The organism is Companilactobacillus sp. (assembly GCF_022484265.1).
In the GTDB taxonomy this organism is placed as follows: domain Bacteria; phylum Bacillota; class Bacilli; order Lactobacillales; family Lactobacillaceae; genus Companilactobacillus.
In genome coordinates, this window is sequence record NZ_JAKVLR010000001.1 from 1,322,681 (window position 1) to 1,343,488 (window position 20,808).

The following is a 20,808-nucleotide window of genomic DNA, read 5'->3' on the forward strand; positions in this document are numbered from 1 at the left end:
TTTGCTATTAACGTTACTTAATACTGTCTTTAAAAAAACTAAATTCCGCTTTGATCCTCTTTAGATTACCATTCTTAGTAAATCTTATTAAAGAGGGTCTTTTTTTGAAATCACGTAAATCGGATCTAACAATGGTCATCGTTCTTTTGAGCTACTTATTAATTTTAATGGATACGTCACTAGTATTTACTTGTTCAACGGAAATAATTGCCACCTTAAAAATGAATGCCACAGTTGCACCTTGGATCAGCAATGCCTATTCGTTAACCTTCGGCAGTTTGCTTTTACTCGGTGGAAAACTAGGTGACGTTTATGGTCGGAAAAAGGTATTCATTATTGGACTGATCATATTTGGTGCGTTTTCTTTTATCGTTGGTATTTCTCAAAATACTAGTATGATCTTGATTTCTCGGGCACTTCAAGGCGTCGGTGCCGCCATTATTGCTCCTGGAACACTGGCAATAATTATGGACTCCTACACCGGTACCAAAAGAATTAGAGCAATTTCTATTTATGGAATGATGTCTGGAATTGGTGTCAGCGTCGGTCTGATCATTGGTGCAGGTATCACAACAATTTCTTCATGGAGATATGGTTTCTTAGTGAACATCCCCATCGTTATTTTTTTAGTAATCCTATCGCTCAAACAGTTGCCAAAATCTAATCGAATTGCCCAACATCTTGACCTAGTAGGTTCAATCGCATCGTTTGCCGGATTTTTATTGATCATCAACGGTATCAGCGGTATTGGCCCACATTTGATTTCATTTATTCTGGGAATAGCCGCAATGATTTTCCTTTATCTATATGAAAAAAAGCTAATCAATCCAGTTTTATCATTTAAACTTTTTCACTCTTCAACGAGATTATTGGCTTATTTGATCAGATTCATCTATTCAGGTGCTATCACTGGATTCTGGTTCTTTACTCCACAACTATTGCAGTCCCACTATCAGTTTACGCCCATAATAGTTGGATTAGCCTTTTTACCAATGACCATGTTCAATTTTTTCTCGGCTGGCTTGGTGAACCGATTAACTCAAATAATAGGAAGTCGCTGGTTAGTTTTTGTGGGCCTGATCATCACCACTGTCGGTTTCAGCGGTTTAATTTTGTTCAATGATCATGCAAATTTTTGGTTACAAGTTATTCTCCCCATGGTCGTCATCGGTTTTGGCCAAGGACTAGTCCTCAGCCCAATTACAAACCTCGCTGTTGAAAAAGTTGAACCAGACTTATCCGGCATGGCATCAGGATTGATCAATGTCATGCTTCAAATCGGTGGAGCTTTTGGCCTAGCAATTTTATCAAAAGCATCCTTATTCTTTAGTTCTTATTTACAAGTTTTCCACATTCAATCAATCGGAATCACGACAATGTCTTTGATATCACTATTATTAACGATTCGCTTATTGAGATTCAAATAATGTTTAATATTTTTATTTCTGTCTGTTAAATTTTTGGAATTATACTTCCATTTCTGCTAAAATTTATGGTTTTTGGAACTATACTTCCATTTTTCTTAAAAACCATTTTTTTGGAACTATACTTCCGATTTCGGCATTAGTATTTGACATTTTTTTACTTATTGATTAATTATCAAATGACCCCTAAAATGATCACGACGTATTAAAATACATATAAAAAGAGGTTATTTCGATGACTGTTTTTCGCCCTTTTTCAAACAATGAAGTACTGAGTGATTTACAAGCAAATGTCACTGATGGCCGCATTTTGACTGACTCTGATACACTCAACCAATTCTCTTTCAGTAAAAATTTAACTGATGACGATAGTGGCTTGGCTATGGCTGTTATTGAAGCCCACTCTGTCAAAGATATTCAGGGCACTTTGAAGACTGCTCGCAAATTCCACATTCCGGTCGTTCCTCAAGATCAAGCTACTAGTACTGTTATTGGTTCTGATGGTATCGAAAATAGTTTTATTTTATCAACTGCCAAAATGAATCAGATTAAAGAAATCAGTCGAGCTGACTCTTTAGCCGTGGTCGAACCCGGAGTTATCAACGGCGACTTAGATAAAGAAGTTAGAAAACAAGGTATGTTTTATGCTCCAGATCCTGGTTCAAAGCCTATTTCTGGCATTGGTGGCAACGTTAACACTAATGCTGGCGGGATGAGTACAGTCAAATATGGTGCAACTAAGGACAACGTTCTCGGAGTCAAAGTGGTTTTAGCTGACGGTCGCGAAATCAAATTAGGCGGACGGACTTTAAAACAAGCCTTTGGATACGATTTAACGCAATTGATTGTTGGTTCTGAAGGAACTTTAGGAATCGTTACTGAAGTTACTGTAAAATTACTTCCTATTCCACTAGGAACGCCGGTAATGGGTCTCGCCTTTTTCGATAATATGACTGAACTTTCTAAAGCCGTTGCTGCTATCCGGATTTCAGGAGTTTATCCAACGATGCTTGAGGCTTTGGACAGTAACACTGTTATCGCACTCGACAAATATGAAGGAACACATTACGCATCCGACAATGGTGCGATGCTAATTTTTAAACTAGATAATGGTACTCAGGAAGCAATGGATGTGATCAACAAACTGCTCAACGATCACAATGCTGACCACATTCAAGTTACCCAAGACGCAACTGAACAGGCCGCCTTAGAAAAACTCAGACAAGATATGTTGCCCGCAATCTTTACTGGTAACCAACATATCATGGAAGACATGGCCGTTCCTTTATCGCAGTTGGCCCCACTGATGGATTACATCCAAGACCTAAGCAAAGAACTAGGTGTAAAAATTTATACCGCCGGTCACGCCGGAGATGGTAACGTTCATCCTTCAATCGTCTGGCCAGAGTCTGTGAAGGAGACACCGGACACTGTCATTATCGCTTTGCAAAAGATGTTCAAGAAGACACTAGAATTAGGTGGAACAATTTCCGGAGAACACGCCGTCGGCATGTTAAAAAATCAATGGAACAACGCCGAATTAGGGGAAGACGTCGACCAGTTGCAACACCAAATCAAGGATCTATTTGACCCAATGAATGTTTTAAATCCAAAACGTAAAATTGATTAATATGATACCTATAAATAAAGAGACTACTGATTTTTTCAGTAGCCTCTTTTTAGTTCGTTTTATATTAATAAAACTTATGTCGCAGACTGAGAGTATTGACTAGAATAACTCACATTCCTCTTTCTAAGTTACTTAAAGATATTGAACTAAACCAATCTAGGTGGAGAACAAAAATCGATGCCTGGCTCAGCCGAGAAATTATTGTTGGTCGGCGATGACGCCGGCTTACAATAAGAGGCAGCTTTGAGATTTTTTCGGCCTTTGAAAAAAGCTCAAAGTGTCTCCTCAGCGTTCCAGCCAGATGGCAATCGATTTTTGTTCTCCACCGGAAGTCCATAACCATCTATGTTTAGCGAATCATTCTGACGCTCTCGCGCTCATTAATTGTAATTGGGGTGATCTTTTGATCCACTCGTTTCTTAGAATCTAGCAACCAGTTAACTCCGGCAACTCCCATATCGTAAAAGCTCTGCGTAACACTAGTCAATTGCGGTTGGACAATCTCACAGAGATTGGTGCCGTCAATTGCGACAATCGATAAATCATCCGGTACCGCCAATCCAAAACTGCGAGCTTGATTCATCACACCGATTGCCACCCAGTCGGAACCACAGACCACCGCCGTCAACTCAGTCTTAGCACCATAATCAGTCATCGATTTTTGACCGGCTTCGTAACTGTAATCGCCTAAAGATGTCCACTCAGATTTTGGTTCGACACCCGCATCTAACAGTGCTTGATGATATCCCTTCAACCTCAATACACCAGTGATCGTGCGTTCAAATTCCAATCCAGCCAAGCCGATTTTTGTATGTCCGCGATCCAACAAATATTTAGTTGCTTGATAACCGATCTGATAATCATCTGAACTAATAAATGGCAAATTGCGACCATCCAATGAGATTGATAAAAAGCAAAATGGAATATTCGCCGATTGTAACAACTCTAAATTTTTAGGAGCTAAATCTACGGACAATAGCAATACTCCCATGACTGAGCGTTCTACCACTGTGTTGATGGCTCTACGCTGTCGTTCTGAATCTTCATCCCCTGCGTACAAGATGATGACATTCAAATTTTGTGGAAAAGCCATTTCTTGAATACCATCAATAATTGCATTTGAAAAATTAGTCTTAGTAGCGTTAACGATCACAGCAAGGTCATTGCTCTTTTTCGTTACTAGTTCCATCGCCGAGGTATTCTTTCGGTAGCCTAATTCTTTAGCTGCGTCACGAACTTTCTTAGCTGTTTTGTCGCCAAAAAAGCCTTCTTTATTCGTTAAAACTCGCGAGACGGTTGCTGCCGAAACTCCAGTTTTTTGCGCGATGTCTTTAATAGTTGCGACCACTAGAAATTCCCCCTTGATGATTTGTTAATTACTATTCTACTTGTTTTTCACAAATAAAACATAGATTTAGGGAAATTTACGCAAATTTACACAAACGTTTGTGTTTTTGATTTAAAGGTATTGTAAACGTTTGTGTAAAATGTTAGTATCATTCATGAAACCGGTTGCAACAAATGTACGACAATATTTTTTCACTTGAGGGGGACTACAAATGGTTGATAATAAAACTCTAGAAACTGACATACCTGCTGAAACAACCACAGCCAAAAATTCAGTTTCAAAAAATTCACTACCAAATTTATCTATGCGAACAATTTTTGCCATGACTTTTGGATTCTTCGGAGTCAACATGGCTTTCTCGCTTCAGTCATCACAAATGGGACGTATCTTCCAGACTATCGGTGCTGATCCTACTAAATTAGGATTTTTCTTCATCTTGCCACCACTAGCCGGAATGATCGTTCAACCTTTGATCGGTAAATATTCCGACCGCACTTGGAATCGTTTTGGACGCCGAATGCCATACCTTTTGATCGGTGCTCCAATCGCTGCTTTAGTTATGGTCTTATTGCCAAACGGCGGAAACCTGGGCTTAGGCTTTGCCTCTGTTGCCGCACTTTGGTTTGGTGCTATTTCAGTATTATTTATGGACTTATCTTCTAATGTTTGTATGCAACCATTCAAGATGATCATTGGCGATATGGTCAATGAGGATCAAAAAGATCTTGCTTGGTCTTGGCAACAATCATTTTCAAATCTAGGTGGCGTTTTAGCTACTATCCTACCTTTCTTACTAACTTGGTTCGGGATTTCAAACGTTGCTCCTAAAGGAACCGTACCATTGTCACTCCGTTTAGCTTTTTACATTGGTGCAGCTATTCTTTTGATCACCGCTTTATACACTGTTATGTCAGTTCACGAATATGACCCAGATACTTATGCTGACTACCACCACATCGACCGCAACGCTCATAAAAAATCAGTCAGTCTTTGGAAATTAGTTAAGACTGCTCCAAAGTCTTTCTGGGAAATCTTCGTCGTTCAAATTTTCAACTGGTTTGCTTTCCAATATTTATGTACATACGGAACTGGTGCTATTGCAAAAAATGTTTGGCACACAGTCAACGCTTCATCAGCCGGATATCAAGCTGCTGGTAACTGGTTTGGAATCATGACCTGCGTTCAATCAATTGCCGCCGTTGTTTGGGGCTTTGCAGTTCTATCGCACACAAAACCTACACAACGTAAATTCTGGTTGAGATTAAGTTTGATTTTAGGTGGATTAGGATTTGTTTCAATTTTCTTCATTCACTCACAACTACTATTGATCATTCCATTTTGCTTGATCGGTATTTGGTACCTAACAATGCAGACACAACCACTTTCACTTTTTACAGAATCATTGAATGGTGAAAATGAAGGTGCTTATCTAGGATTATTCAACTGTGGTATTTGTTTGCCACAAATCATCGCTTCATTATTGAGTTTCGTGATTTTCCCAATGGTCGGAAAATCAATGCCAGGAATGATTGCTGTTGCCGGTGTTGCCCTATTGATCGGTTCGCTAGCTGTCAGCGTTATTCACCCAACTATTACTAAAACTACTGAGGAGGAAATGTAATTATGACTAAGAAATGGTGGCAAGGTTCGGTTGTTTATCAAGTTTATCCACGTAGCTATCAAGATAGCAATGGCGACGGAATTGGCGATTTACCAGGATTAACTCAACGCCTACCTTATATTAAAAAATTAGGTGCAGACGTCATTTGGTTAAATCCAATCTATAAATCTCCTGACAAGGACAATGGCTACGATATTAGTGATTATCGTTCGATCCAACCAGCTTATGGCACAATGGACGATTTCGATACCATGCTTGAATCAGCCCACAAACAAGGTTTAAAAATCTTGATGGACTTAGTTGTCAATCACACTTCTGACAAACACGAATGGTTTGAACAAAGTCGCCAATCAAAAGACAATCCATATTCCGATTACTACATTTGGAGAGATCCTGTCGATGGTCACGCTCCTAACAATTGGGGGTCATACTTCTCAGGACCAGCTTGGACTTATGAACCAAAACGTGGACAATACTACTTACATCTTTTTGCACCAGGACAACCTGATCTAAATTGGGAAAATCCTAAGGTCAGACAAGAAGTCTACAGTCTGATGAAGTTCTGGCTCGACAAAGGTGTCAACGGATTTAGAATGGATGTTATCAATCTGATTTCTAAACCTGCCGGCTTACCTGATGCTCCGCAAGCACCAGGTGCACCATACGGAAATGTTGAACCACTAGTATCTGACGGACCACGTTTGAACGAATTTTTGCACGAAATGAACCTGGAAGTTCTTTCAAAATACGACATTATGACCGTTGGCGAAATGCCTGGTTCAACTCCAGAAGATGCCATCGAATATACCGGCTTGAAGTCAAACGAATTGAACATGGTCTTCCAATTTGAACACGTTGGACTAGCTGCTAACCCTGATAAAAAGCTCGGTAAATGGAACGACCAACCAATCCAACTAGTCGACTTGAAAAAAGCTTTATCACGTTGGCAAGTCGAACTTGATGGCAAAGGCTGGAATAGTCTTTACTGGAACAACCATGACCAACCACGTGCCGTATCAAGATTTGCAACTGATGATCCTAAGTATCGCGTTAAAGCTGCCAAAATGCTCGGCACGACTTTGCATATGATGCAAGGAACTCCTTACGTTTACGAAGGTGAAGAGTTAGGCGAAACTAACGTCCATTATCAAAAACTCGATCAATACGAAGACATCGAAAGTATCAATGCTTATCACCAATTGGTTGAAAAAGACCAAGCTGTTGATGGCCCCACAATGTTGAAATACATGGAAAACATGTCTCGTGACAATGCTAGAACGCCAATGCAATGGGACGATAGCGATAACGCTGGATTTACCACTGGTAAACCTTGGTTCGCACTCAACCCTAATTACAATGAGATCAATGCTAAGAGCCAAGTTGACGATCCTAATTCAGTCTTCAACTACTATCGTCAATTGATCGACTTACGTCACAATAGTGATTTGATCACGCTCGGAACTTATGAGGAGATCGACCCAGACGATAACGAAGTCTTTGCCTATCGCCGTCACTATCAAGGACAAACTTTGCTAGTCATCAGTAACTTTACTGACCAGACAGTTCAAAGAGATTATGGTCAAGCAAATGCAAAACGCTTGATTGGTAACTACGAAGATAGTCAAAATGACACTCTTAGACCTTATGAAACAAACGTTTATCTTTTAAACGACTAATAAAACATGCAAAAAAGAGACACATCTAAATGAATAGATGCGCCTCTTTTTGTAAGCGGACTATTAATCGACCATGATTAGATAATCCAATACACGAGATTGTATTTTTACAAGAGTTCATTATACATGAATTAAAGCTAATTGCTAGAAAAAATCATTTCTCAGCTGAGATCATATATTCTTTTTCAGGATAATTGTCTTGATTGTAAAGCATTTCAGCAATTGATAATGACAGTGAGTATAAACTAATTGGTTCGCCACTGACTTTTTCACGAACTGGTTCAACGATTGATTTTTCAACATCATCATTATATTTAAAGAAATGGCATAACAATAGTGTGTAGTCTAAATTACTGTTCTTAATAGTATCCGCACCGGCTTTTTGGCCAGTCACATAATTAGTTTCAATTTCTTCACTGAATCCAAATGTTTTAGCTAAAGCAAAGTTCTCCGGAGTGATCTCAGGATAGTTAAGTTGAAATTGTGTTGTCCAGAAGAGACGCTTAACACCAGTTTCTTCCATTGCTTTAACTAATGGTTTCGCAAATTGGTCAACATCGAATGGTCCAAGCGTTGAATAAACAACATCAATCCCCTTTAAAGCAGCTTTCAAATCATCAACATTAGTTGCATCTCCAATAATTTGTTTAGCTAATGATGTATCTTGCTCTGATGGCGTACGGTCAAATAAAGTGATATTCGTGCCTGAAAAAACTGATACCTTCTTGTATACTTCGTAACCTAATTTACCTGTTCCTAAAATAAGAATATTCATAATAATTTCCTCCAGATGTTTCAAATATTTTTTTCGTGGTATGGTTATTTCAAGTTATGTTAAGGAGCTTATGATGTTAGCTATTGATAGAGATTCCTCTACTCCAATTTTTCAACAAATATCTGAACAGATCCAGCAAGAAATAGTTGCTGGTTCTTTATCTGCTCATCAAACTTTGACTAGTACTCGGACATTGGCCCAAGACTTGGACATCAGTCGAAACACTGTCCGTAGAGCCTACGAACAATTGATCATTGAAGGTTTTATTGAAAGTAAGCCCAAAGCTGGCTATCGTGTCGTTGCCCACCTGCCAAGCATTGTTCATCAATCCGAAACTGCGATTCAGAATCGTTATATTTATAAAAACTTGATCGACTTCATGGAAACTTTTGATAAGTTAGAATTTTTTCCACAAAAAGACTGGTCTCGTGCTGAACAAAAGATGAAATTACAGGGATTGCAACACGTCCAGCCCGCCAATGGCGACTTAGACTATCGAATCCAATTGTCGACATTTTTAAAACGGACTAAACAAATCGAGGTTACGCCTGATCAAATCGTTATCGTCAGTGGCTTTAATGAAGCAGCCGGGATCATTCATACTCTAGTCGATTTTGAAGCCGTCTCTGTTGTTGATCCTTTAGCGCCAAACGCCCAAGAAATTTGGAAAACGATGAACGTTAATGTTAACTTTTTCAAACTTCATGATGATTACCAGACTTGGTCAAAACCACCGATTTCGCTGTTAACCGCGAATCATACTTTTCCAAATGGCAATTTTCTTACAACAACTGAACGACAATCATTGGCAAAAAAGTTGATTGCCGATCATAAATATATAATCGAATTAGATACCGATGGAACTTTTAACTTTGAAGACCATCCCTCAGATAGTTTAATGACCTACGCACCAGAAAATAGTTTTTACTATAGTAATTACGACGATACTTTGGGCAGTTCACTCTGCATTGGATTTTTGGTGATTCCAACGAAATTTCAAAGTAAGTTTCAAAGACTCTATCAATCGTTTCCCAGCCGTGTTTCTCAATGGCAACAACGCATCATTGCAAATATGATGGCTGACGGCAGTCTGACTGCATATTTACGAAAGTTGGAAAACGTTTATAACCAAAGAAGAAAAGTCTTGATGACTAGTTTGAAGATGGCTTTTGGGGAAAAAATCAATTTCATCGGTAGCAATCGCGGTACCTTCATTGTGTCAAAATTAGACACTGACAAATCGGTCAAAATGCTCTGCCAGATTGCCAAAGAACATCATATTATCGTGGGCGATGTTGATCGTTCATGGCAAAAAGGACCCTTGCCGTATAAAATAATCGTATTTAGTATCCGACAAGTACGGATTGATGAAATTAAAATTGGAATTAGAAAGCTTTCTAAATTATGGAATCTCTAGTCGACAAGCAATAGATTAACAAAAACAATTGAGGAATAAGGACCCAATTAAATAATTTCATAGGACCCAAAAAGAGGATATCTGTTTTTCAGATATCCTCTTTTAATATTGTTAAATAAACTTCCAATCCCTTTGATAATAAGCTTGGTCCCAGAAATGCCATTCAAGTTCACAGCTCTTCAAAAATCTTTCTTCAACTTCTTGAAGTCGTTGATCTGAATAGTTCTCAGCTTCTGAGTCGATGATTGAAAATAGTTGGTCGCTTAAATCTCTGTCGCCAGTATCTTCTGTCGAATAAAAGTCTATCCAGGATTTAAATGGGTTGCTTTCAGTCGTCTTTAAGTCCTTGAATGCATCCCCAATTTTGGCATAGGTCCAAGGACACGGCAGAATCGAAGCGACCACATCGATCAAATCGCCAGTCCGAACGGCATTGTACATATGCTCATTATATAGGTAGGTCATTGGTGCCTGTTTTTCATGCTGCAACGTTTCGTATTCCACGCCAGCAATCTTGCAAAAATCAATATGAGCTTCGATCTCGCTATTCAAGGTGAACTCAATTTGTTGAGTAAACAAAGCAATCTGCTTACGGTCATTACACTTTTGAATTGCGGCTGCATAGACTTTCATAAAAGCATTTAAATAGTTATAATCTTGACCAACATAAAAGGTCAACGCATCATTAGGCACATTACCCTCACCGATTCCTTTTACGAATGGATGAACCATAATTGCATCTAAGATTGGTTGACCTTTTTTCATTAATTGTTCAGAAAATTTCATTAATACACACTCCTACTGACCTATTTTTTCACATACGACCAGTGAGGATAATCATCACTTTCCTACGTTGGTATTGACCAAATCAGGTTCAAAGGGATTGGCAAAAGTCATCTCAGCAGTATACTGCACCCCTAGTGATCGTATTCGAATGATTTAATTTTAGCATGACTAAGCTTGTTTAGCAGCATACGCATCAGGATTGATTTCTCTGTATGAATAATCAAAAGTAATTGGGTCATCGTCAGATTGAAGTTCTTTGGCGATATCTTCGCCAAATTTTGACATTTCGATCATCATGCCACGTAATTCTTGACCATATTCTGTTAATGAATAAACCACTTTAGGTGGAACTGTTCCGAAACTAGTCCGTTCCACAATTTGATCATCTTCTAATTGTTTGAGTTGTTCGGACATAACCTTTTTAGAAATTTCGGTATTATTTACTTCGCACTCGTATCGCAATAATTCGTTGTATCGCCTTTCCTTGAGACCTAATGCACAAATTATTGATGGTTTCCATTTCCCATCAATAATTTTCAAAACTAAGTTTATGCCCATGTGGTAATTATTTTTATTATCCATATTCCCATGTCCTCACAAAATCTACTTTAAAGTAACTAGTCTACAAAAAAGTGCCTTCTATAAAAATGTAACCCTTAACATTATACTAATTTTGTAAAAGATATCACAAACAAAAGGGGTTTACAAATATGACCGAATATAAATTTTTACAACCTTATACTTTCAAAAATGGAGCTAAAATCAAGAATCGTGTCGTTATTCCACCAATGACAGAACAATCAAGCTTAGAAGATGGAACTGTCTCTCGCGATGAATTGTACTACATGGGGATGCGTTCTGGTGGCGTTGGCATGTTCATCAGTCCGGTAGCATTTGTTACTGATAATGGTAAAGGATTCGAGGGTGAACTTTCTGCAGCGCATGACCACTTCATCCCTAGCCTTACAAAACTAGCCGATACCATGAAGAAAAATGGTACTAAGGCAATCTTACAAATCTTTGATGCAGGTAGAATGTCTAACACGGCAATCCTACGTGGAACTCAACCAGTCAGTGCCAGTGCGGTAGCTGCTCCTCGTGAAGGTTACGAAGTTCCTCGCGAATTATCAAGCGATGAGATTGAAAATATCGTAAAAGATTTCGGTGAAGCAACTCGGCGTGCTATTCAAGCAGGATTTGATGGTGTAGAAATACACGGTGCAAATACATACTTGATTCAACAATTCTTCTCACCACATTCCAACAAACGTACTGACAAATGGGGAGGAGATGTCAACAAACGTATGACTTTTGGTTTAGAAGTTATTAAGTCGGTGAAAGCTGCCGTTGATAAATACGCCAATAAAGATTTTATTGTTGGTTACCGTATATCTCCTGAAGAAATCGAAAACCCTGGAATTCGAATCGATGACACACTTCAATTTATTGATAAGTTAGCAGATCAACCAATCGACTACTTACATATTTCAATGGGTAATGCTTGGAGAGCTTCACTAAATGATTCTTCTGACACAACTCCAACAATTCTCCGTATTAAAGAAAAAGTCAACGGACGTTTACCTTTGATCTCAGTGGGTTCAGTGAATACCCCAGCAGATGCTGAAAAAGTGATGGATGCCGGCATTGATTTCGTTGCTATAGGACGTGAATACTTACGTGAACCTAAGTGGATTGAAAAGGTGCAATCTGGTGCTGAAGACACCATTAGATACACGATCAATCGTGAATCTCTTGATGAAATCGGGCTTAATCCAGCCTTAATGAGTTTCCTTGGTTTGATGGGACAAGATCTAGGTTTTGAAGGTGAAAAGAACAATAACGACGATGAAGCTTTCTCGACAGTTTTTAAATAATTTTTTAAAAAAATTTCTCTACAATAATATTAATTATCCTTGCTTTACACACCATGAGCTCAATGATAAGCTTGGTTTGTTATCATTGATTCTTAAAAGCAATATATCTGGGGTGCTGAAAAGCTGAGATCAAACCCATTGAACCTGATCTAATTAATATTAGTGTAGGAAGATATTGGATAAATTTAAAGGCCAACTATTTCTGTACACTTACATGAATAGTTGGTCTTTTTTTACCTCGTGGTTATATTCTTTCAAGAAGCTGAACAAAACTTTTTTGAGGGGACAGATTTATTATGATGAACAAACAAAGCACTAACGCTTCAAGCTCATTTATGAGTTACAAATTGCGTGACGTCGCATTTATTGCCTTAACAGGTGTATTTTGTGGTGCGATTTTCTTTGGTACTAGTCTTTCCTACAACTTTTTAGCTGCTGGACTTGCCGCTATCGGTATGGGACCAGTTGCCAACGACTTATTGCTAGGCCTTTGGATGATTGCCGGACCACTTGCTGCCATGTTGACACACAAACTTGGCGCCAGTACTTTAGGTGAGTTATTAGGTAGTTTCGTAGAAATGATCTTAGGTGGTCAATGGGGTGCTGCTACTTTGATCTCTGGATTGATTCAAGGTGCTGGTAACGGACTTGGCTTTGCCCTAACTGGTTACAAACGCTTTGATAAATTAGGCTTATTGTTATCAACAATCACAGGTACGATCATCACTTTCGGTTGGAGTTTGATCAACGAAGGTTATGCTAAATACAATATCGGATTTTTACTGCTATTATTCGTCGTTCGTTTTATTTCAATTGGTTTCTTTGCCGGCGTCTTAGTCTACTGGATCAACAAACTTGTTGAAAAATCTGGTATCTTGAATCGTGACTAGGAGCTGCTTATGGACAAAATTGCAATAAAGAATTTAACTTTTCGATACACTAAAGATGGTAAAGACATCATTAAGGATCTCGATTTTTCGCTTGATGCCGAGTCTTTTAACGTTTTATATGGCCCTTCTGGATGTGGTAAATCCACATTGATGCGGATCATGGCCGGCCTTTATCCAGAATATGCTGGACACGTTTTGAGTGGCGAAATGTACTTTGATGGCAAGAGTACTGCTGAGTGGAATACCCAAGACGTTGCTAGTGCTATTTCCATCCTTTTCCAAGATCCAGTCGACCAATTTTCGATGAAGACTGTACGTCGCGAATTCATTTTCACATTGGAAAACCTTGGTATTGATCGTGAAAAAATCGATCGTATCGTCGAGACTTCGTTAAAACGTATCGGAATTTTTAACCTGATCGACCGCCATTTGGATACCTTGTCTGGTGGAGAACTTCAGAAGGTTTCTTTAGCGATCACAATTGCCATGAACAGTGACGTGATCATTCTGGACGAACCTTTTGCTTCAGTTGATACAAAATCACGGGCTCAATTATTGGAATTGTTAAAAGACCTTCAGGTACACGATCATAAGACTATTTTGATTACTGATCACGATTTGATCGGCTACCAAAATTTGATCGATCACTTATATCATTTTCAAAACCAATCAGTGGTTTTAGTTGACGACCCTAGTCAAGTCTTCGCTAAATATCACCGCGAAAATCAACAACTGACTTTTTCTCTTCCCGATCAACGAGTGGGAAACTCTTTGATTCGAATCGATGATTTAGAGTTGATCAATGGACCAAAGGATCTGATCAAAGATTCTACTCTAGGGATTCCCAAGGGAAAAATGATTTTATTAACTGGTGAAAATGGCTCTGGTAAATCAACCTTCTTCTCTGCCTTGACTAGATTGCACGATTATAAAGGTACGATAACTTATCAGAACAAAGACATTCAAAAGTATAAACAACGAAAATACGCTCGAGAAGTTGGCCTGATTTTTCAAGATGCTAAAATGCAGTATTTGAAATTGACGGTTCAAGAAGAAATCGAGCTGAGCTTAAAACATACTAATTATCAGGATTATTGGACCGCTGAGACAGTCGACCAATACTTGCAAAAGCTCCATCTGGACCAATTAAAGGACCAAATCGTTTATCAATTGTCCGGCGGTCAAAAGAAGAAACTTCAGATTTTTGAAATGTTGATTCTGGGCGACCCTGTGCTGTTGTTCGATGAACCTTTGGCTGGCTTAGATATTGATTCCACCCATGTGGTCATGGAAATGATCAAGGAATTATCTCAGAAACAAAATCAAACTATTATTATGATCAGCCATCAATTAGGTGGTCTACAAGAATATTTTGATTATCATCTACAACTATCAGACCTAAATCTACAGTATACGGAGGTGCTTAATTATGAATCCATCTCTTAAGCTGGCTTTAGTTTTGATTTTTAGTTTTGAAATTGCCTTTATGCAAAGTATTTATGCCAACATCATTATTGCTGCAGTTGGTTTTATCTACTTATTGGCAAAAAGAATGAGCTTTAAAAAGTTACTCTGGTTATTGATCGTACCGATCATTCCAGTATTTGGTACTTGGTTCTCGTTTTACATGCATGGATCTGGAGATTCGATGCACAGTGCTTGGTTGCTATCGACCAGAATTTACGCCTACATTTTCTTAGGCGGTATCCTTTCCTTTACTGTTGACGTTGACGATTTACTTGGCTCCCTAGAACAAAATTGTCACATTCCTTCCAAGTTCGTTTACGGAACTCTGGGTGCATTCAACTTTGCTCCTCGAGTTGTTCAAACAGTTAAGCAAATGAAGACTGCTGCGATGATGCGAGGCGAGGTACTGCATGTTTGGTCACCAGAATTATTCTTCAAATCAATTTTGATATCGTTGCGTTGGTCGGATAATTTGTCACAAGCGATGCAATCGCATGGTTTTAGCGAGTATTCCGATCGCAGTCATTACGATGTTTATCCGATTCCAGCTTGGAATTGGGTTTTAGCTGTTGTATTAATAATTAGTTTACAATTTTTGGCATTTAGTCACTTAACCTAAAAAGTCAGTAATCAGGATTGTCTGATTACTGGCTTTTTTGATTGAAGTTTACTGCCGACTCCAGACGAAAATCGATTGCCTTTCGTCTGGCATCCTTGATTGGTTCGTTGGCGTAGCCAACATTTTAAACGGTTGCGCACGCACCAAAGGCGACGTACGTTCCATTATTTATTTTCCTACTGAGCCGGGCATCGATTTTCGTCTTCCGTCTAAATAGAATTAAGTCAAAATCTCTTCGTAGGTTGAAAGAAGGTATGCTTGCAGTTCCTCAATAAACTGGAATTACCTAGTTCCAAACCTATTGTGATCTTATTGGAGATAATGTACTTTCGAATTAATTTTCAGGGCTTGCGACTACTGCTGGTTCGCTTTTGTGGCGTTTTACTATTATTGCCAGTCCTATTCCGATTATTGTGATGATCACGTTTAAAATAATGATCATTCTTGGTGCGTCTGTTCCGGTTACTTTTGTCAAATATGCAGCTGTTGATAGCACTGCGTAATTGGCAATTGCAGATGCAATCATAACTAATGAAGTAGCTAATCCTTTATTACTTGGGAAAAAGCTGATTGTTGTTGAAGTTGCTAATTGAAGAACTCCTCCGGCAGCTGCGTAGCCAATTACAAAACTTCCGACATATAAAATAAACGGACTTTCAATTAGATAACATAATAAAAGCATGACGACTGAGATACTTGGATACAGGATCAAGATTGTTGTCTCCTTGATTCCCTTATGAATTAATTGAGCAGTTAACAAGACGGCAATCGTTGCTCCGACTGCATAAAATGATTGCAGAACACTCGGGTCACTGATTCCGTAACTCTTCCCTAATTCCTGATTACAGTTCAACCAGATCATAAATGTTGTGGAACTAGTAAAGCCAATCAGGATCGAAGCAATTGCAGCTCCTGAAAAATGTATCTTAGACTGTTTGGCTTTTTTAGTATCATCTTGAACATTCACAACATTTTGTTGTGGGAATGGCAAGATGAGAATTAAAATTGCATCGATCACCATGACTACTCCACAGAAAATGAAAATAACTTTATAAGACATGTGGGCACTTGCGACTAAACCAATTGCAAATGGCAACAAGAATTGTGCGATAGTGATGGCAAATTTGGTGAACAAGTTAGCGATTGATGCTGACTTTGGAAAAATTTCCATGACACTTGGTGAAATACAAGTATCAAGAAATGAATTTGCTACACCATTCAACACACCCATTCCGTATGCGATCCACATTGAATGAACGTTGATGATTCCAAAGAAGAATATTGCGTATAGAGCGATTCCGATAAATCCACTCACTCTTCTTCCTATCTTATCTGAAACTGGTCCAGCAAACGGATAAGCAATTAAACGCCCTAAACCATAAGCGGCAATGACTGAAACGACCATCGATTCATCAATGGCACCACTTGGTAAGCGAGTTGCTCCCCAAGCTTGGGCAAATTCAGGTTTGAATTGACCCATGATCGATAATGCAATTCCTAAAATAAAATAAGCAAAATATAGTGCAAAAGCAGTTGGGTAATACTTCTTCTGACTGTTAACCATCTTAGTTTCCTCCACTATTTGAGAAGAATAGTTGTTGAACTTGTTTTACTGGCATTGTTTTTCCAGTGTATAGCTTGAACGCTGCGGCTCCTTGCCACAACAGCATCCCTTTGCCACCAATCGTGGTACTGCCATGTTCTTTGGCATCAGCTAGCATTTGTGTAACTTCAGGATTATAGACTGTATCCGTTACTACTAGATCTGGACGATAAACTGAAGCATCCGTGATGTTAGTTTGGCTGAAGTTTGGTGCCATACCAGCCTTGGTAGCATTTGCTAAAATATTGCTCCGTTGGATGGATTCGTTCAATTCCTTTTGGCTATTAATATCGCCGACGGTAACTTTACAACTTGAAACTTCTTTGGAAATCTTCTCCGCAGTTAATTCCGCATTTTTATAAAAAGCGTCTTTTGGGTTAAAAATATGAATCTCCTTAGCGCCATCTAATGCTAATTGAACGGCAATTGCAGTACTTGCTCCACCGGCTCCTAACAAAGTTACAACTGCATCTTCAGGTGCAACTCCGTGCTGACGCAGGTTTTCAACATAGCCTGCACCATCGGTGTTATAGCCAGTTAACTTACCATCGTCGTTAACAATCGTATTAACAGCGCCAATCAATCTAGCGGCTGGCGACAAGTCATCAACCAACTGCGCAGCAGCTTTTTTACAAGGCATTGTCACGTTAGCTCCACGCATGTTCAAAACTTTCATCTCTGTTAAAGCTTGTTCCATTTGATTTTCTTGAATGTCAAAAGCAAGATAAGCGTAATTGATTCCTGCTTGTTCAAAACTGTAATTGTACATAGCCGGAGAACCAGAATGTCCGACCGGAGAACCGAGCAGACCTAACATAATCGTATGTCCATCAATTCTAGACTCCATGTTCAAAACTTCCCTTCGTTTATTGCTTTACCTTAGCTTGTTCAGCTTCATAAGCCTGATATTCTGCAGTTGGCATTTCTTTGCCAGTAAATAGTGTGTATGCGGCAGCTCCTTGCCACAACAACATCCCTTTTCCTGGTGCTGTTGTGCAGCCTAAACTCTCAGCATCTTCGATCAATTTAGTCTTCAATGGATTGTAGACAGTATCCGCAACCACCAAATCTTTTCTCAAAAAACTTTTATCTACTAATGATTGACCATCTAGTGGCTTCATTCCAACGATAGTTGCATTCACTAAAATATCAGCATCAACAATTTCTGACTTCAATTTTTCTTGGTCAGCTAAGGGATAAACATTAACCTCAACTTCTGGTTTAGCCTCGTTGATCTTGTTCTTAGTTTGTTCAGCATTTTGATAGAAATCGTCATCTTGATTAAAAATTGAAATAGCTTCGGCACCATCTAAAGCACTTTGAACTTGCAATGCAGTAGCAGCACCGCCGGCACCTAAGACAACTAACTTTTTACCAGCAACTTCAACGCCATTTTCTTTCAGGTTACGTACAAACCCGATTCCATCTGTGATGTGTCCAGTTAGTTTTCCGTTGTCATTGACGATAACATTGATTGCTCCAATGATCTTGGCTGCTGGCGATAAGTCGTCAACTAGGCTTGCGGCCACGGTCTTACATGGCATTGTGACGTTACTTCCTCTTACTTTAAATAACTTTAAAGCATTGATAGCCTCTGGCATCTGGTCTTTTTTAACATCAAAAGCCAAGTAAGCATAATCTAATCCTTGTTGCTGAAAACTGAAGTTATACATTGCTGGCGAACCTGAGTGTCCAACGGGTGAACCTAACAATGTGAATAATCCTGTAGTACCTGAAATACGTTTTTCCATGATTTGCACTCCTTTTTAGGTCGAAAAAAGAGACTGAGACAGTGTCCCAGTCTCTTATACGAATTTTTTAATTGTTTGCGTTATGTTTTAGTTCAAATTACTGTTTTATTTCTTTGCTGGAGCATGATGGTCAATTGCATATTGACGTCTGCCACCTGGCTTTGGAATCATATCGGAGATCATCATATGGATTCCGCCGTCAACAGGAATTTCTGAACCATTTGTGTAATCTGATCTGTCACTGGCCATGAACAAAACAGTGTTGGAAATGTCAGTTAGATTACCAATTCTCTTGCTGGCTACCAAGCGTTTTCTGCCATCTTCTACCTTAGGATCGCTGTAGAAGTTTTCTGACAATGGTGTTTTGACTAAGCATGGGAGAACACAGTTACTACGTAGTCCAAATTGTCCCCACTCAGCTGCCATTTGTTTCGACATCATGTTAACAGCTGCTTTAGTTGTGCTGTATGCACCACTGTATGTTTCTGGAGAAAGTGAAGCGGCTGTTGAAATATGAACCAATGTTCCGTGTTTTTGCTCAATCATGACACGGCCAAATCTTTGCGACATCAAGAAGTATCCTGTGATATTGACGTTCAAAGCTTGTTTCCATTCGTCTAGGCGTAAATCTTCGAGTGGTGAAAAACGTAGGATTGCGGCTGTATTGACTAATACATCGACTTTTCCAAATTTATCAACAACCTTTTTAACAGCTGCATCAACCTCATCTTCATCTGTGGTATTGCATTGAACTGCTAATGTTTCAACACCATACTTATCAGTAATTTGCTTTGCCAATTCTTCTGTCTTGTCTTTTAACAAGTCGACCAAAACCACTTTGGCACCTTGTTCAGCGAAGTCATTGGAAAATTTCGTTCCCATTCCGCCGACAGCACCTGTGATGACGACGACTTTATCTGTTAGTCCTAACCAATTGTTAGTCATTATGAATTCCTCCTGAAAAAATTAAGCGTGAATCGTTTCTTTTAAAATTTCTGGCCATGCTTGTTTCAAAACATCAACCGTTTGTTTATAAGTATAATCAGCCACATATTTGATACCTTTTGCCATATAGTTGTCGGAAATAACTTCAACACCGATAACTTTAGGATCAACTCCTGCATCTTTGATCATCTTGACGAATCCAGCTGTATCAAGATCTCCAGCACCTGGTGCTAAACGGTCATGCATTGATTCGTCACGTAAAATCGAATCTGCATATGGACGGGTATAAGCATCGTCTAATTGAATCGAAATAACTTTCTTGGCTTGTTCCTTTGTCAAAAGATCGTATGGTTGGTCAGCTCTGACCCAGTGCCACATATCTAGTAGCATATAAACATTGTCGCAATCAGCTTTTTGCATGATCTTCCAAGTCTTATCCAAGTTTGGCAAACCACTGTATGGCATTGGTTCAAGCGCGATGATCAAGTCTCCAGCACGTGCAGCTAATTCTTGCAATTTCTTAGCTGTATATTCAACAGAATAATCTTCCATTAATCCAGTATTGATATGCTTTACGCCAAACAAGTCGCACATGTGGAAGCAAGCTTGTTCCTTATATTTTTGTTCATATGAACGAGGTTCTTCACACCATTGAACAATATATTCAACTTCAGTACATTTGATGTTGTACTTGTCGAGAATATCTAAAATATCTTCATCAGTTAAACCTTCATTTAATGCATCAACATAAGTTTCAGCTCTCAAGCCAATACCATCGTAGCCAGCTTCACTTGCAGCTTTGCAACGATCTTCAAAACTACATTTGTCTCCGAGTGTCCAAGAACTAATTGTAATAGGATTTGCTTTTGTCATGATTGATTCCTCCAAAAATTTTGTGTTTTCAGAACATGCATGTTTGTTTCTTCACATTTAATTTACAAATATAATGTAATCTCGAATTGCCACATCGTCCAATTGCTTT

General features: G+C 38.9%; 18 protein-coding genes and 2 riboswitches. Of the genes, 9 read left to right on the forward strand and 9 right to left on the reverse strand.

Annotation, left to right across the window (positions count from 1 at the left end):
- Positions 1 to 104: 104 nt before the first annotated feature.
- Positions 105 to 1,427, forward strand: coding sequence for an MFS transporter (locus LKF16_RS06490; RefSeq protein WP_291469795.1), 1,323 nt, complete (start codon positions 105 to 107; stop codon positions 1,425 to 1,427).
- 232 nt (positions 1,428 to 1,659) lie between these two features.
- Positions 1,660 to 3,054 carry an FAD-binding oxidoreductase gene (locus LKF16_RS06495; RefSeq protein WP_291469796.1) on the forward strand — a complete coding sequence of 465 codons (1,395 nt, stop codon included), beginning with the start codon at positions 1,660 to 1,662 and terminating at the stop codon, positions 3,052 to 3,054.
- A gap of 349 nt (positions 3,055 to 3,403) precedes the next feature.
- Here LKF16_RS06495 and LKF16_RS06500 read toward each other — a convergent pair whose 3' ends face one another.
- Positions 3,404 to 4,402 carry a LacI family DNA-binding transcriptional regulator gene (locus tag LKF16_RS06500; protein ID WP_291469816.1) on the reverse strand — a complete coding sequence of 333 codons (999 nt, stop codon included), beginning with the start codon at positions 4,400 to 4,402 and terminating at the stop codon, positions 3,404 to 3,406.
- A 211-nt stretch (positions 4,403 to 4,613) separates the two neighbouring features.
- Here LKF16_RS06500 and LKF16_RS06505 point away from each other — a divergent pair, with 211 nt between their 5' ends.
- Both LKF16_RS06505 and LKF16_RS06510 read left to right on the forward strand, forming a co-directional pair.
- On the forward strand, positions 4,614 to 6,023 hold the full coding sequence (locus LKF16_RS06505) for an SLC45 family MFS transporter (RefSeq protein WP_434735161.1): 1,410 nt from the start codon (positions 4,614 to 4,616) through the stop codon (positions 6,021 to 6,023).
- A gap of 2 nt (positions 6,024 to 6,025) precedes the next feature.
- Complete coding sequence (locus LKF16_RS06510) at positions 6,026 to 7,699, forward strand: glycoside hydrolase family 13 protein (protein ID WP_291469818.1); 1,674 nt, start codon at positions 6,026 to 6,028, stop codon at positions 7,697 to 7,699.
- Between the two features lie 154 nt (positions 7,700 to 7,853).
- Here the strand turns inward: LKF16_RS06510 and LKF16_RS06515 are convergent, their stop codons facing one another.
- The gene (locus LKF16_RS06515; protein WP_291469820.1) at positions 7,854 to 8,474 is read right to left on the reverse strand and encodes an NAD(P)H-binding protein; all 621 of its coding nucleotides are present in this window, start codon (positions 8,472 to 8,474) and stop codon (positions 7,854 to 7,856) included.
- A 73-nt stretch (positions 8,475 to 8,547) separates the two neighbouring features.
- Here LKF16_RS06515 and LKF16_RS06520 point away from each other — a divergent pair, with 73 nt between their 5' ends.
- A complete protein-coding gene (locus LKF16_RS06520) occupies positions 8,548 to 9,891 on the forward strand; it encodes an aminotransferase class I/II-fold pyridoxal phosphate-dependent enzyme (protein WP_291469821.1) in 1,344 nt (447 codons plus the stop codon).
- Between the two features lie 111 nt (positions 9,892 to 10,002).
- Here the strand turns inward: LKF16_RS06520 and tenA are convergent, their stop codons facing one another.
- Entirely contained in the window at positions 10,003 to 10,677 is a 675-nt protein-coding gene (tenA, locus tag LKF16_RS06525) for a thiaminase II (protein WP_291469823.1), read from the reverse strand.
- Positions 10,678 to 10,719: 42 nt separating this feature from the next.
- Positions 10,720 to 10,820, reverse strand: a riboswitch (TPP riboswitch).
- Positions 10,821 to 10,845: 25 nt separating this feature from the next.
- The gene (locus tag LKF16_RS06530) at positions 10,846 to 11,259 is read right to left on the reverse strand and encodes a winged helix-turn-helix transcriptional regulator (RefSeq protein WP_291469825.1); all 414 of its coding nucleotides are present in this window, start codon (positions 11,257 to 11,259) and stop codon (positions 10,846 to 10,848) included.
- Positions 11,260 to 11,387: 128 nt separating this feature from the next.
- Between LKF16_RS06530 and LKF16_RS06535 the strand changes: the two genes are divergently transcribed.
- The 4 genes from LKF16_RS06535 to LKF16_RS06550 all read left to right on the forward strand — a co-directional run bounded on the left by LKF16_RS06535 (position 11,388) and on the right by LKF16_RS06550 (position 15,527).
- Positions 11,388 to 12,551, forward strand: coding sequence for an NADH-dependent flavin oxidoreductase (locus LKF16_RS06535; protein ID WP_291469827.1), 1,164 nt, complete (start codon positions 11,388 to 11,390; stop codon positions 12,549 to 12,551).
- Between the two features lie 98 nt (positions 12,552 to 12,649).
- Positions 12,650 to 12,739, forward strand: a riboswitch (TPP riboswitch).
- Positions 12,740 to 12,850: 111 nt separating this feature from the next.
- Entirely contained in the window at positions 12,851 to 13,441 is a 591-nt protein-coding gene (locus LKF16_RS06540; protein WP_434735178.1) for an ECF transporter S component, read from the forward strand.
- 9 nt (positions 13,442 to 13,450) lie between these two features.
- Positions 13,451 to 14,887, forward strand: a complete 1,437-nt coding sequence (locus tag LKF16_RS06545; protein ID WP_291469832.1) for an ABC transporter ATP-binding protein — start codon at positions 13,451 to 13,453, stop codon at positions 14,885 to 14,887.
- Positions 14,871 to 15,527, forward strand: coding sequence for an energy-coupling factor transporter transmembrane component T family protein (locus LKF16_RS06550; RefSeq protein ID WP_291469834.1), 657 nt, complete (start codon positions 14,871 to 14,873; stop codon positions 15,525 to 15,527). Before LKF16_RS06545 ends, LKF16_RS06550 begins: the two co-directional genes overlap by 17 nt.
- Positions 15,528 to 15,861: 334 nt before the next feature.
- On the opposite strand, the gene LKF16_RS06555 is transcribed toward LKF16_RS06550, so the two are convergent.
- From LKF16_RS06555 to LKF16_RS06575, 5 genes are all read right to left on the reverse strand, one after another.
- Positions 15,862 to 17,091 carry an MFS transporter gene (locus LKF16_RS06555; protein ID WP_291469835.1) on the reverse strand — a complete coding sequence of 410 codons (1,230 nt, stop codon included), beginning with the start codon at positions 17,089 to 17,091 and terminating at the stop codon, positions 15,862 to 15,864.
- A 1-nt stretch (position 17,092) separates the two neighbouring features.
- The gene (gene aroE, locus LKF16_RS06560) at positions 17,093 to 17,977 is read right to left on the reverse strand and encodes a shikimate dehydrogenase (RefSeq protein ID WP_291469836.1); all 885 of its coding nucleotides are present in this window, start codon (positions 17,975 to 17,977) and stop codon (positions 17,093 to 17,095) included.
- A 19-nt stretch (positions 17,978 to 17,996) separates the two neighbouring features.
- Complete coding sequence (locus LKF16_RS06565) at positions 17,997 to 18,881, reverse strand: shikimate dehydrogenase (protein ID WP_291469837.1); 885 nt, start codon at positions 18,879 to 18,881, stop codon at positions 17,997 to 17,999.
- 105 nt (positions 18,882 to 18,986) lie between these two features.
- The gene (locus tag LKF16_RS06570) at positions 18,987 to 19,826 is read right to left on the reverse strand and encodes an SDR family NAD(P)-dependent oxidoreductase (protein ID WP_291469838.1); all 840 of its coding nucleotides are present in this window, start codon (positions 19,824 to 19,826) and stop codon (positions 18,987 to 18,989) included.
- Between the two features lie 21 nt (positions 19,827 to 19,847).
- Positions 19,848 to 20,699: a sugar phosphate isomerase/epimerase family protein gene (locus tag LKF16_RS06575; protein ID WP_291469840.1), complete on the reverse strand. Its 852-nt coding sequence runs from the start codon at positions 20,697 to 20,699 to the stop codon at positions 19,848 to 19,850.
- Positions 20,700 to 20,808 lie beyond the last annotated feature (109 nt).